Annotated in this window: 11 protein-coding genes; 6 read left to right on the top strand and 5 right to left on the bottom strand. The window is 41.2% G+C overall.

Annotation, left to right across the window (positions count from 1 at the left end):
• Positions 1-37 precede the first annotated feature (37 nt).
• On the bottom strand, positions 38-970 hold the full coding sequence (prmB, locus tag ON073_RS18595; protein ID WP_274763378.1) for a 50S ribosomal protein L3 N(5)-glutamine methyltransferase: 933 nt from the start codon (positions 968-970) through the stop codon (positions 38-40).
• A gap of 93 nt (positions 971-1,063) precedes the next feature.
• Here prmB and smrB point away from each other — a divergent pair, with 93 nt between their 5' ends.
• The gene (smrB, locus tag ON073_RS18590; RefSeq protein ID WP_010560682.1) at positions 1,064-1,603 is read left to right on the top strand and encodes an endonuclease SmrB; all 540 of its coding nucleotides are present in this window, start codon (positions 1,064-1,066) and stop codon (positions 1,601-1,603) included.
• A 45-nt stretch (positions 1,604-1,648) separates the two neighbouring features.
• On the opposite strand, the gene sixA is transcribed toward smrB, so the two are convergent.
• The gene (gene sixA, locus ON073_RS18585) at positions 1,649-2,134 is read right to left on the bottom strand and encodes a phosphohistidine phosphatase SixA (RefSeq protein WP_274763377.1); all 486 of its coding nucleotides are present in this window, start codon (positions 2,132-2,134) and stop codon (positions 1,649-1,651) included.
• A gap of 198 nt (positions 2,135-2,332) precedes the next feature.
• Here sixA and ON073_RS18580 point away from each other — a divergent pair, with 198 nt between their 5' ends.
• Positions 2,333-5,068, top strand: a complete 2,736-nt coding sequence (locus tag ON073_RS18580) for an insulinase family protein (protein WP_274763376.1) — start codon at positions 2,333-2,335, stop codon at positions 5,066-5,068.
• 46 nt (positions 5,069-5,114) lie between these two features.
• Positions 5,115-7,364: a sensor domain-containing protein gene (locus ON073_RS18575; protein ID WP_274763375.1), complete on the top strand. Its 2,250-nt coding sequence runs from the start codon at positions 5,115-5,117 to the stop codon at positions 7,362-7,364.
• Between the two features lie 28 nt (positions 7,365-7,392).
• Here the strand turns inward: ON073_RS18575 and ON073_RS18570 are convergent, their stop codons facing one another.
• From ON073_RS18570 to fadI, 3 genes are all read right to left on the bottom strand, one after another.
• Positions 7,393-7,596, bottom strand: a complete 204-nt coding sequence (locus ON073_RS18570) for a hypothetical protein (protein WP_274763374.1) — start codon at positions 7,594-7,596, stop codon at positions 7,393-7,395.
• A gap of 100 nt (positions 7,597-7,696) precedes the next feature.
• Positions 7,697-9,829, bottom strand: coding sequence for a fatty acid oxidation complex subunit alpha FadJ (gene fadJ / locus ON073_RS18565; RefSeq protein WP_274763373.1), 2,133 nt, complete (start codon positions 9,827-9,829; stop codon positions 7,697-7,699).
• A gap of 1 nt (position 9,830) precedes the next feature.
• The gene (fadI, locus tag ON073_RS18560; protein WP_274763372.1) at positions 9,831-11,141 is read right to left on the bottom strand and encodes an acetyl-CoA C-acyltransferase FadI; all 1,311 of its coding nucleotides are present in this window, start codon (positions 11,139-11,141) and stop codon (positions 9,831-9,833) included.
• Positions 11,142-11,428: 287 nt separating this feature from the next.
• Here fadI and ON073_RS18555 point away from each other — a divergent pair, with 287 nt between their 5' ends.
• The 3 genes from ON073_RS18555 to ON073_RS18545 form a co-directional block, all read left to right on the top strand.
• On the top strand, positions 11,429-11,632 hold the full coding sequence (locus ON073_RS18555; RefSeq protein ID WP_274763371.1) for a hypothetical protein: 204 nt from the start codon (positions 11,429-11,431) through the stop codon (positions 11,630-11,632).
• Between the two features lie 215 nt (positions 11,633-11,847).
• Entirely contained in the window at positions 11,848-12,804 is a 957-nt protein-coding gene (locus tag ON073_RS18550; RefSeq protein WP_274763370.1) for an AAA family ATPase, read from the top strand.
• An 8-nt stretch (positions 12,805-12,812) separates the two neighbouring features.
• On the top strand, positions 12,813-13,049 hold a 237-nt coding region (locus tag ON073_RS18545; protein WP_274763369.1), incomplete at its 3' end, for a DUF58 domain-containing protein.

Raw genomic sequence — 13,049 nt, 5'->3', positions numbered from 1 at the left:
GCAAAAACGAACTTGAAAGGTCAACAGACCCTAGTAATTACCCTAAATGCACAATTAAATCTTGTTTATTAATTGCAAACACGCCTAAACCGCCATGTTTAAATTCAATCCACTCAAATGGCACGCCAGGGTAAAGCGCTTCCATATGTACCATAGAATTACCCACTTCAACAAATAACCAACCGTTATCAGTTAGATGCTCTGCTGCTTCATTTAATAATGTGCGGGTAACATCAAGGCCGTCTTCACCTGATGCAAGGCCAAGCTCAGGTTCGTGATGGAATTCGTCCGGCAGGTCACTCATGTCTTCAGCATCAACATACGGTGGATTTGCCACAATTAAATCGTATTTCTGCCCTGGCACGCCAGAAAACACATCCGATTGAATTGGGAAAACACGATGGTTTAACTGGTAATTTGAGATATTAATATCTGCTACTTCTAATGCATCAAACGAAATATCAACCGCATCGACTTCGGCATTTTCAAACGCTTGTGCTAGAGCAATAGCAATACATGCCGAACCTGTACACATATCTAAAATTCGGGTAACTTCTTGCTCTGGATCGAGCCAAGTATCAAACTTTTTATTGATAAGCTCAGCAAAAGGAGAACGCGGCACTAATACGCGCTCATCAACATAAAATGGTAGGCCAGCGAAATAAGCTTGATTAGTTAAGTAAGCAACTGGCACACGTTCATTAATGCGCGCCGCAATTAACGCCACCAGCGTTTCTTTTTCAGACGTGGTCAGCTTGCTGGTTGCAAGCTCTTTTGGCGCATCAATCGGCAAACTTAGTGCTGGCATAATTAACTGTACTGCTTCATCCCACGGGTTATCTGAACCGTGACCAAAGAAAATACCTGACGCTGCAAACTGACTGGTCGTCCAACGTAACCAATCGTTAATTGTATTAAGCTCTGTAACGGCTTCTGTTTGCATTGCCGAATCTAAAAATGCCTGTTCCATAATCAAGTTTCACTAGTGTTTAAAAGCACTATTGTAACGGTTTAAAGGCGCAATACTCTAGGTTTTTTACATATTTTTGGATACAATCGCGCCATGAAAAAAGATCACTCACTATCCGATGATGACATTGCCCTTTTTCGCAGTGAAATGTCTGGCTCAAAAAAAATAAGCCAAGACACGGTTCATTTTAAAAAAGCGCAAAAAGCACCTGAGCAAACTACCAACACTAAGGTAAAACAGCTCGATGCTGAGTTTTATTTTTCGGATGAATACATTCCTGACATAGACACATCAGGTACCGTTAACTTTGTTAAGCCCGGTGCAGATAGCTATTTAGCCAAACAACTACGCCGTGGTGACTTTGCTCCTGAGCTTATTTTAGATATGCATGGCATGAATAAAGAAACGGCAAAGCTGGAATTAGCAGGCCTTATCAGCGCCTGTAAAAAGCGTCATTTACGCTGTGCATGCATTGTGACGGGTGTGGGTGAACGTGTGTTAAAACACAAAGTGCCGCATTATTTAGTACAACACCCTGATGTACTGGCTATTCATCAAGCGCCGCTCGAATATGGTGGGCGTGGCGCGTTACTTATTTTGGTGGATATTCCAGAAGATCCGTTTTTCCGCTAGTGTTTTTCAGCTAATAAAAAATGACTCAACAGAGTCATTTTTTGATTAAGAGGCTTTTTTGTCGATATCCGGCAAATGCATAGCAACTAATTCAGCCAACCCTGATTCTTCATTGTAGTGAATTTCTGCGACCGCAGCTGTTGCAAAAATTGGCATATTATCAGGACAAAATTGCTCAACGATGTAACTCACAATTGGCATATGAGCGACCAAAATCCAATTATTTAAATTAGGTTTGTAGCTCACCATTGCTTTAATTAGTTCAGCGGCATTCTCTGCATCACCACTTGGAATAAAATCAACAAAACTATCTTGATAGCGAATGTTTTCTTGCTTTGCTGCAACAATCTCTGCTGTTTGCTTTGCACGTACATAAGTACTTGTTAAAATTGCATCAATTTTACAATCTTGCTGCAACTTGTTAGCCATCGACTGAGCTTCAAGGCGACCTAAATCTGTCAACATTCTGCTTTCATCATTCACAGTCAAAGACTGTGCTTGACCATGACGCATAATAAAAATTTTCTTCATAACAATGCTCATTAAAACAAAATCCGAAATCTACAAAAAATAACGACTTTGCTATAGCCAAATCTATGATATGTCCGCTATATTAGCTTTAAAGCAATAAAAACTCAGGTAGTTTTTTAGTTAAGCTGTGTTGCTTCCTGATCCACTCTAATCGCAATTAAACGCGATAACTCTTTCTTTTTAGATACGGAGCAAACATTGATTACCAGCAGCAATGATAGCAGAATTTATCAGTCCCTAAAACTGGACAATGGTCTAAAAATCCTTGTGATTGAAGACCGTGCCAGCGATAAATCTGCAGCTTCACTGACCGTAAATTGCGGCCATTTTGACGACCCAATTAATCGCCAAGGCTTAGCGCATTTCTTAGAACATATGCTGTTTTTAGGTTCGGAAAAATACCCAGAGCCTGGTTCTTTCTCGCAGTTTCTTTCTCACCATGGTGGTAATTGTAATGCGTGGACGGGTACCGAGCATTCAAGTTATTTCTTCGAAGTACTTAACGACCACTTTTTACAAGCACTAGGGCAATTTGCCGATATTTTTCATGCGCCACTTATTTTACCGTCTGCTTGCGAAAAAGAGCGCAATGCCATTGATGCAGAATTTAAATTAAAGCTGAAAGACGATTCGCGTCGCATTTACCAAGTACACAAAGAAACGTGCAACAGTGCGCATCCGTTTGCTAAATTTTCAGTAGGCAATCATCAAACTCTGAGTAATCAAAATGAGTGTATTAGCGAGGAAATTCGCGCCTTTTTCACTCAGCAATATCAAGCTCAAAATATGACATTAGTGGTTTCAAGCAATATGCCTTGTGAACTAATGCAAGTTAAAGTTAAGCAGCTGTTTAGTTGTTTAAATGGCAACCCAAACAATTTAAAACCAGCCGTTAGTGAGCCTCTGTATTTACCCGAGCATATGCAAAAGTCGATTTTTATTGAGCCACACAAGCATATGCAAAAACTGATTGTGTCTTTTGCGCTGCCCAGTATTGATAACTTTTATCGTGAAAAAACGGTGAGTTTTATCGCTCATTTAATTGGCTATGAAGGCGTTGGTTCTTTGTATTCCTTGCTAAAAAAAGCAGGCTGGATCAACGGTCTTAGTGCAGGTGGTGGCATTAATGGTAGCAATTTTAAAGATTTTAATATTAGCATCGCACTAACCGATGAAGGCGAAAAGCACAAAACCGCCATTGTTGAATACCTATTTTGCTATCTAAAACTGATCGCCCGTGCTGAAAATAATTTGTTAGAACAGCTCTATCACGATAAAAAAGCCTTGATGGAAATTGCTTTTAACAATCAAGAAAAGTCTCGTGTACTGGATTGGGTTAATAGTTTAAGCGTCAATATGCACCACTACCCAGACGAGCATTTGATTTATGGTGATTACATCATGACGGGCTTTGAGCGCGTGCAATTTGATAAGGTGCTAGCACTATTAAATGCCCAAAACATGCGTTTGATTCACATTCACCCAAATGTGCCGACAGACTCTCATGCTAAATGGTATGCAACACCTTATAGTGTTAGAAGTATACCATCACCGTGGCTTGCATCTCTTGAAAAAGTGGATGCCAGTGCTGTTGATTTAACACTGCCGTCAAAGAACCCCTATTTGGCTAAACCTGTTGTGTTGCATGACATTGTGCACAAACATAAAACCCCCGAAAAACGCGTATCGAGCAACGAATTTGAATTTTGGTTTAAGCAAGATACCACCTTCAGAGTAGCCAAAGGCCATTTTTATCTGGCGCTGGACAGTAAAAAAACGGTTGAAAGCACCAAAAACATGGCGATGACGCGGCTTTTTGCTGACTTATTTATGGATAAAGTCGCGGAGCAATTTTATCCTGCGGAATTAGCAGGCATAAATTACCAATTATCAGCTCACCAAGGCGGCTTAACGCTGCATACTTGGGGGTTAAGTGGCAATCAAATCGAGCTAATCAATGAAATTCTTGATGAACTCTTGAATTGTAAATTTGATGCTATCCGTTTTTATGAATACCAACGACAACTGGTTAGGCATTGGCAAAATGGCAACCAAAATAAACCTGTAAGCCTTTTATTTTCAGAGCTAAGTGCGACTCTGTTACCATGGAACCCAACCCCGTTAAAATTAGCTGAAGCAATTGAGCAAATCAGCTTCTGTGAATTTATTGAGTTTAGTAGCCAGTTGTTTGAAGCAATACATTGTCAAACGCTAATGCATGGCAACTGGACACCAGCTGAAGCTGACAGTTGTGTTGCCATGTTACAACAAAAACTCTCTGGCAAAACGACAATTGCAGATTTAAATCGCCCTATCGTCACATTAGCGGCACCTGCAATGCAAACCCACGAAGTACCGCATCCTGACCATGCAATTGTGAGTTATTTTCAAGCCAATAATGATTCAATAAGTGAAAAGATCCGCTTGATGGCGCTTAATCATTTAATTAGCCAAGACTATTTTCATGATATGCGCACTGAAAAACAACTCGGCTACCTCGTAGGCTCTGGATTTGCACCATTAAATAACCGTGCCGGAATTGCATTTTATATTCAGTCACCCGAGGTCACCTCGGATATCCTTATAGAACATAGCAACCGCTTTTTGGCTAATTATCATCTTAAATTGAACACCATGGATGCTGATGATTGGGAGCAAGCCAAACAAGCTTTGATGATGCAAATTGTTGAAAAAGATAAAAACCTGCGTTTGAAGTCGCAACGTTTTTGGCTCGCAATCGGCAATGGTGATGGTCAGTTTGATATGCAAGCACAGTTAAAAACAGCGTTATTGCAACTTAGTAAGGCGCAACTAGTTAGCTATACCAAACGCTTATTTGTTGAAAATAGCACTCGTCTGGAGCTAAAAACCGAAAAAAAGATGGCAAAACAAGCAACTAATTCCGAAACAGATAAACAAGCTTTGACACGTTAGTAACAATCCCTTAGTGTAAGGGGGTTGTACTATATATGTTAAGCCAATGCCCAATAAAATAATAAAAATAATTGCTGGGTTTACTGGTTTGTTTACTGCTTTCGCATGCTATGCACACCAACCCACATTGCTAGACTCCAAGCTATTAATACCACTAACGCTCGCTACATTGAGTTTATTGGTTGCGCTTGTTGCTGTGCTGCGCCTACGAAAATCTCAAATTGCCCTTAAACGCTCTGAACACCGCTTTAAAAACAGTATATTAGCAAGTGGTGATGCGGTTTGGGATTGGCATATAAGTGAACATCGCCTAGAGCGCATTAATGATGGCTTGTTTAATGCCATTGACCATACGCCTGATATGCCGCCAAACAAATCCAATATTCACCCTTTAGATATCGCAAACGTTGAAGACATTCTTAAAAAACACCTGTCTGGTGAAATTTCCCATTTTGAAGCAAGTTATCGCGCGAAAGATGCTACGGGGAATTGGCGCTGGGTACTTGATAAAGGCCGCGTAATAGAAACCGATGCAAACCTCAAACCCATGCGAATGATGGGTACGGTAAAAGACATAGGATCTATCAAGCAAACTCAAGAACGACTTAATTTATTGGCCAACTGTATTGAAAACTTATCCGATCCTATCGTTGTTTTTGATGCCAATTTCACCATCGTAGAAGTAAACAAAGCTTATTTAAATTATTTTGGTGGTAATGCAGCTAACCATATTGGTATGCCCTATCGCCTTCCTAGTCACGACAAACAACAAACCCAGCAACTTTATAAAGCAATTCAAAAAACGCCGCACTGGCACAAAGAACTAACGCTGAGTAAAGACAAGCAAAACACCTTCTTTTCTTTATCAATTGACCGCATTGACGACACGAAAAACAATTTACGCCATCACATTGCAGTTTATAACGATGTAACAGATAACAAACAAACCGAAATTGCACTGCAAAAACTCACCAATCGCGACCGTCTCACAGGTTTGCCAAATCGAAATCAATTTTTTACTAATATGAAGTCTCTGGTGAGCAGTAAAAATCGCCATGCTTTACTGGTATTTGATTTAGATAACTTTAAGAAAATTAACGACAGTTTAGGCCATCACGCAGGTGATATTTTGTTATGCCGTTTAGCATCTCGCTTATCTAAGCGCACTCGTGAACGCGACCAGTTTTACCGTTTAGGTGGTGATGAGTTTGCATTAGTGATGCAAAATACCAATGATATTCATACTATCACGCAAGCTGCGAAAAACTTCTTGTCACTCATTGAAGCGCCGTTTCATATGTCTGGACATGAGCTGGTAATTACCTCAAGTGTCGGTATTGTGCTTTTCCCAGAAGATGGTAATACACCTGAGTTACTGCTTAAAAACGCCGATACAGCAATGTACCACGCCAAACAGCACGGTAACCGTTATCTCTTCTTCAACGATGCGATGAACCGCCAAGCTGTTAAACGCCTACAAATCGAAAACTTAATTCGTTATGGCTTAAAAGAAGATCATTTCAAAGTGTTCTATCAACCTAAAATGGACATTAACAGCGGTGAACTTGTTGGCATGGAAGCGCTGGTTCGTTTTATTACACCGAATAAAGGTTTGATAAGCCCTGCGCAATTTATTCCGATTGCGGAAGAAACCGGTCAAATTGTAGAAGTAGGTGAAGTTGTGCTTGAAAAAGCATGTCGAGACGTTAAGGACTGGATAAACCGTGGTTTATTCGATGGTCGTGTTGCTGTAAACCTTTCTGCCAAGCAATTTATGCAGCCGGATCTCATTGGTAGTATTGATAAAATACTTAAACGTGAAGGGCTCGCGTCGTATTACTTAGAACTTGAGATCACTGAAGGCACTATCATGGAAGATCCAAAAGATGCCATTCGCATTATGAACACTTTAAGTGCTCGCGGTATTCACCTCGCCATAGATGATTTTGGTACAGGTTATTCGTCACTCGCCTATCTTAAACAATTCCCTCTTAATACGCTTAAAGTAGATAAAGCCTTTATTGACGATATGGGCAATGAAAAAGGCAAGAACATGGTCGATTCAATCGTGACAATTGCCCATAACCTCGGTTTATCTGTGGTTGCTGAGGGCGTTGAATACGAAGACCAAGTTGAAAAATTAAAAGAACTTAATTGTGCCACAGTACAAGGATACTTTTACTCTAAACCACTGTCTCATGAACAGTTTGAGCAGTTCTTGTTAGAGCATTGTAAAAAAGCACACCAGCCACGCCGCGAAATAGAAAAAGAAGTCAAACTTAGCCTAGTGCAATAATTTTTAGCGCTAGGCAGTTCATTTATGTTTATGCGCTGATGCGTGTGAAAACAAAGCCTAATGACTTTCTCAGTAACATTCGTTGTTTTACATTGATTACACTATAAACCGCAGGCCCAGTTAATAACCCAGCAATCGCCCAACGTTTACCAACTAAACCAAAGCGCCCTGCAACAACTGCACTCAAATAACCATTAATGACCAATAAAGCGAGCAAGTACCACAACATCATTTTTCTCATTGAACAAAAGGGGCGCTATAGTATAAAAAAAAGCTCAAAAAATCGATGATTAATTGAGCTTTCAGGGTGAAATTTATACTAAATAATTAGACTAACTTACGCTTGCCTGCTCCGTATAAAACGCCTCTTTTGCTTCAGCCATCGCAACTAGTGGCTCACACGGTGTAAAGTGCTTATTTTGCTCTGCAAATGTTGCTAAACGCGATGCGAGATGACCTGCGCCTAACGAATCCATATAACTGAATGGGCCGCCTAAAAATGGTGGGAAACCAATACCAAAGATTGCACCGATATCACCGTCACGGGCACTTGCGATAATGCCTTCATCTAAACAACGTGCTGCTTCATTAAGCATTTGTGCCACACAACGCTCAGCAATTTCTTCTTTGTTTAAACGTGGGTTTTTGCTAATGCCCAATAATTCGTAAATCGACTCATCCACTTTTTTGTCTTTCTTATCGTAAACAAAAAAGCCTCGTCCACTTTTACGACCTAAACGACCTGCATCAATTAAACGTGAGAATGCATCTGGCGCTTTAAAACGCTCACCCAGCTCTTTTTCAAGAATTGGTGCAATTTTAGAGCCGATATCAATACCCACTTCATCAAGTAATGTCATCGGGCCTACCGGGAAACCGAACTCAACTAACGCTGCATCGATTTTCTCAATTGGCTCACCAGCAAGTAATAAATTTGCCGCTTCGTTAACGTATGGCGCTAAAATACGGTTTACATAAAAACCGGCTTTGTCTTTAACCACAATCGGTGTTTTACCTTGCTTGCGCGCAAAATTAACAACGCGCGCAATGGTTTCTTTTGCTGTTTTCTCGTGAGGAATAATTTCCACTAGTGGCATTTTTTCAACTGGCGAGAAGTAGTGAAGACCAATTACATTTTCAGGACGCGCAGCATTTTCAGCAATTTGCCCAATAGGCAGTGATGATGTATTCGATGCAAAAATGGTATTTTCATTACAATTTGCTTCGATATCAGCAACCATGCTTTGCTTCAGTTTTAAATCTTCAAATACCGCTTCAATGGCGATATCGGTATTTTCAAAACCTGCGTAATCAGTACCACCAGTGATACGAGCCATCTGAAGCTGTACTTCTGCTTTTGATAAAATACGACGCTTTTGCTTTTTATCTAAAATCTTAAAGCTATAGTTAAGTGCGCCTGAAATGCCTTTTTGAGCAATGTCTTTAACACGTACACGCGCACCGGCTTTACATGCACTCACATGTGCGATGCCAGCGCCCATTAAACCGCCGCCTAGCACAGCTACATTTTCTGTTGGCTGAGATTGTTCGTTCCACTCTTTTTTCATTTCAGTGGTAGCAAAGAAAATACCGCGCAGTGCTTTTGATTCTTTACTCATTACCAGATCAGCAAACCCTTGTGCTTCAATTTCATAGCCTTTAGCAGGCGCCATTTCGGCAGCTGCACGAACAGCTTTAATGATTGCAAATGGTGCTGGGTAATGCCCACCTGTTTTCTTTTCAACATTTTCGGTGGCTTTTTTGAAGATAATGTTGCGCCCAAATGGGTTTGATTCAAGCAATTGAGAGACTTTACCTAGCTTAGGTTTAATGCTCTTGCGTTTGCCTTTCACAGCAAACTTAAGCGCAACATCAAGTAACACACTGTTAGGTACAACGTCGTCAACCAAACCGGCTTTTTTAGCTTGTTTAGGGCGTACTTGTTTACCCGTTAGCATCCACTCAAGTGCTTTTTGAATTCCTACCAGTTTTGGTAAACGCTGCGTACCACCGCCACCTGGTAATAAACCAAGTTGTACTTCTGGCAAGCCTAACTTGGTATTGCTTGCATCACTTGCTACGCGATAGTCACACGCCAGTGCAAACTCCAAACCACCACCAAGTGTTGCACCATTCATTGCTGCAACGGTTGGGAAAGGTAGTTTAACTAAATCAGCAAAAACGCTGTGGCACGTTTGTGATAAATACAGCGCATCATCACGGGTCTTAGCGTTATCAAGCATTTTGATATCAGCACCGGCGATAAAGTTATCCGGCTTACCGCTGATAAACACCATACCTTTGATATTTTTTTCAATACCTTGCTTGATTACTGCATTAAGATCATCAACAAAGCTATCGCGCAGGGTATTCATCTTCTCCCCTGCAACGTCAATGGTGACGATCGCAATGTTGTCATCATTCACTTTAAAATCAAAAACTGAGTTCGCTTGTTCAGCTGTCATACTATGCTCCCTCTAGAACAAATGCTGCACCTAAACCACCTGCAGCACATGCTGTTGTTAATGCAAGCCCGCCGCCACGACGGTTTAATTCATTTAAGCTTTGTGTAATTAAACGAGCGCCTGTTGCTGCAAATGGGTGACCATAAGCAAGTGAACCACCGTTCACATTAAACTTATCCATATCGATTTCACCAATCGCTTTTGAACGACCTAACTTCTCTTGGGCAAATTTGTCACAGCCAAACATCTTCATGTTGGCCAGTGCTTGTGCTGCGAATGCTTCGTGCATTTCAATTAAATCAAGATCTTGTAACGTGATACCCGCTCTATCAAGTGCCATTGGTGTTGAGTGTGCAGGACCCATTAGCATATCTTCATGTACGTCAATCGCGCTAAACGCGAAGCTACGAATATAGCCTAGAATTGGGTAGCCTAACGCTTTCGCTTTAGACTCACTCATCATTAATACTGCTGCCGCGCCATCAGTCAGCGGTGTTGCGTTTGCAGCCGTTACCGAACCATGTTGACGGTCAAATACCGGACGTAATTTGGCGTAGCTTTCAACCGTTGAGTTTTCACGAATGTTGTTATCGCGGTCAAGGAAACCTTTGTAAGGTGGCACATGAGCGGTCATTACTTCATTTGTTAGTAAGCCATCATTCCACGCTTTTGCAGCAAGAGTGTGAGAGCGATGCGCCATTGCATCTTGATCAGCTCGGCTAATATTATGAGTTTTCGCCATTTGCTCAGCAGTTTGACCCATTGAAAGACCCGTTGAATATTCAGCAACTGCAGGCGGAACTGGCAATAAATCTTTAAGGCGTAATTTAGAAAGAATTTTAAAGCGTTGACCAAAGGTACGTGCTTTATTTAAATCAACAAGGCTACCTGCTAATTTTTTGCTTACACCAATCGGTAACACTGATGATGAGTCCGCACCACCAGCAATACCCACATTTACAGAACCGGCAATAATTGATTCGGCAACGTTGGCAACTGCTTGGAAACTTGTTGCACACGCACGTGATACAGAATATGCATCTACCGATACCGGCATGCCAGTACCCAGTACAATTTCACGTGCAATGTTTGGTGCTTCAGGCATTTGAACAACCTGCCCGAAAACCAGCTGATCGATTTCATTTTTATCAAGATTCATGCGTTCAAGCATTTCATTTACAACCATCTTACCCATATCTAATGCAGGTACGTGGTGGAAGTAAGTTGCTTGCTTAGCAAATGGAGTTCTCAATCCGCTGACAACGGCTATACGGTCGCCTTTTGTTGTTTTTAGTATATTTTGTTCAGACATAGGTTGTTCCTCTGGTTACAGGTCTGACCTGTTATCAAGTTTATTGATTCTAAACAAGGTATCTTTGTTTGCCAATAGCAAAGCGTAAGTTTTTCCAATGCCACTCGCCTATTCGATTATGCGTCGTATCAAGCCAAGCTTAAGTGTAGTTCAAACACATTCGTTTATTTTTAACTGAATAACATTTAATCACAAATTAAAACAAAGGATTACGCTGGGTACCTATTTTTTAACCAACAAAGAAGTAACAATTTCCCCATTGAAAATCACGTTAGATGGAGAACGCTATGAAGCTAACTCAATACATTAAAATGGAGCTAGGCACGCAATGGACCGCTAACACTATTTCTGACCAAACCCAAGGTGCGCTCAGTAAACGTACCGCAAACAATTGGTTTAATGGTGAGAAACGCCCAATTCTTGAACTTGTAATCGATGGTTTAAAATACCGTAAATTACAGCAAGAGCAAGGCAGCAACGAAGGCGCTTAACACGACCTTTGAAATAAGCCGAATCAATACATAATAAAAGCTGCATATTTGGTGCAGCTTTTTTTTGAACTTTTTCTTACCAACACCATCCTAGCTACACACGATTTTTCGGATACATTTATTAACTTAAGCGCTTGGCTTACAAAGCAGCTTAAGTATAATCTAGCGGTTAAGAACTATTTAAGCCAATTAAAACAATAAGGATAGCGACTAACATGGCGGTATCAGCGTTTGTTCAGCTACAAAATTATTTAGACAGCCAAATCATTGGCCAACCACAGCTTACTCAAGCATTATTATTAGCACTTTTAGCCGATGGCCATTTATTGGTAGAAGGCCCACCAGGGCTTGCAAAAACACGTGCGGTAAATGCCTTAGCAAAAGGTGTCGAAGGTAATTTTCAACGCGTACAATTTACCCCAGATTTATTGCCGGCAGATATCACAGGAACAGATATTTACCGCCAGCAAACGAGTGAGTTTGTCTTTGAAGCAGGTCCGTTATTTCATAACCTTGTACTTGCCGATGAAATTAACCGTGCGCCAGCAAAAGTGCAATCAGCACTGTTAGAAGCCATGGCCGAAAGGCAAATTACCGTGGGTAAAAAGACTTATCCATTACCTGATCTTTTCTTAGTAATGGCAACGCAAAACCCACTAGAGCAAGAAGGCACCTACCCACTGCCAGAAGCTCAGCTCGACCGTTTCTTATTGCATCTCAATATTGATTACCCAGATGCACAAAATGAGCTAGCCATTTTGCGATTAACACGTGGCGAAGCGCTTGCTGAAGAACAGGTTAAAGCACCACAAATTTCACAAGAAACGTTGTTTGAATCGCGTAAACAAGTGTTGTCTTTACATTTATCCGAGCCGCTTGAGCGCTATCTTGTACAACTGATTATTGCAACGCGACAGGCTGAAAAATTAAGCCCTGAGCTAGGCCGCTGGATTGAATATGGCGCCAGCCCACGTGCAACAATTGCACTGGATCGCTGTGCCCGTGCCCATGCATGGCTTGCAGGGCGTGATTTTGTTGCACCTGAAGATATCCAAAGCGTATTTGCTAATGTCCTACGTCATCGCATTATTTTGTCTTATGAAGCGCAAGCCGATGGGGTAAGTAAAGACGATGTATTAGCAGAAATTATTGCACGTGTGGTCGCGCCTTAACATTTATTATGAACACACACTCTGCACAACTCGCTGAATTACAAAGTAATGGTGTGGCACTTTCACTCAATGAGTTAATGACTTACCACAATAAAACCACTTTGCTTGAGTTATCGCCAAAGCGCAAAGTTAAACACCCAAATGCGGGGCAATACTTAGCTCCGCACAAAGGACGTGGAATGGAATTTGCCGAGGTAAGGCACTACCAACCAGGTGATGATGTGCGCGCAATTGATTGGCGTGTA

It is taken from the genome of Pseudoalteromonas sp. G4, from assembly GCF_028875915.1.
Classification (GTDB): domain Bacteria; phylum Pseudomonadota; class Gammaproteobacteria; order Enterobacterales; family Alteromonadaceae; genus Pseudoalteromonas.
The sequence above is the reverse complement of the archived record's forward strand: the minus strand, read 5'-3'. Positions and strand labels throughout refer to the sequence as shown.

Bases quoted from the DNA above. Each gene is read 5' to 3' on its own strand.
- sixA (WP_274763377.1), bottom strand. From the start codon at position 2,134: ATGAAGAAAATTTTTATTATGCGTCATGGTCAAGCACAGTCTTTGACT.
- smrB (WP_010560682.1), top strand. From the start codon at position 1,064: ATGAAAAAAGATCACTCACTATCCGATGATGACATTGCCCTTTTTCGC.
- prmB (WP_274763378.1), bottom strand. From the start codon at position 970: ATGGAACAGGCATTTTTAGATTCGGCAATGCAAACAGAAGCCGTTACA.
- ON073_RS18555 (WP_274763371.1), top strand. From the start codon at position 11,429: ATGAAGCTAACTCAATACATTAAAATGGAGCTAGGCACGCAATGGACC.
- ON073_RS18570 (WP_274763374.1), bottom strand. From the start codon at position 7,596: ATGATGTTGTGGTACTTGCTCGCTTTATTGGTCATTAATGGTTATTTG.
- ON073_RS18575 (WP_274763375.1), top strand. From the start codon at position 5,115: ATGCCCAATAAAATAATAAAAATAATTGCTGGGTTTACTGGTTTGTTT.
- fadI (WP_274763372.1), bottom strand. From the start codon at position 11,141: ATGTCTGAACAAAATATACTAAAAACAACAAAAGGCGACCGTATAGCC.
- ON073_RS18550 (WP_274763370.1), top strand. From the start codon at position 11,848: ATGGCGGTATCAGCGTTTGTTCAGCTACAAAATTATTTAGACAGCCAA.
- fadJ (WP_274763373.1), bottom strand. From the start codon at position 9,829: ATGACAGCTGAACAAGCGAACTCAGTTTTTGATTTTAAAGTGAATGAT.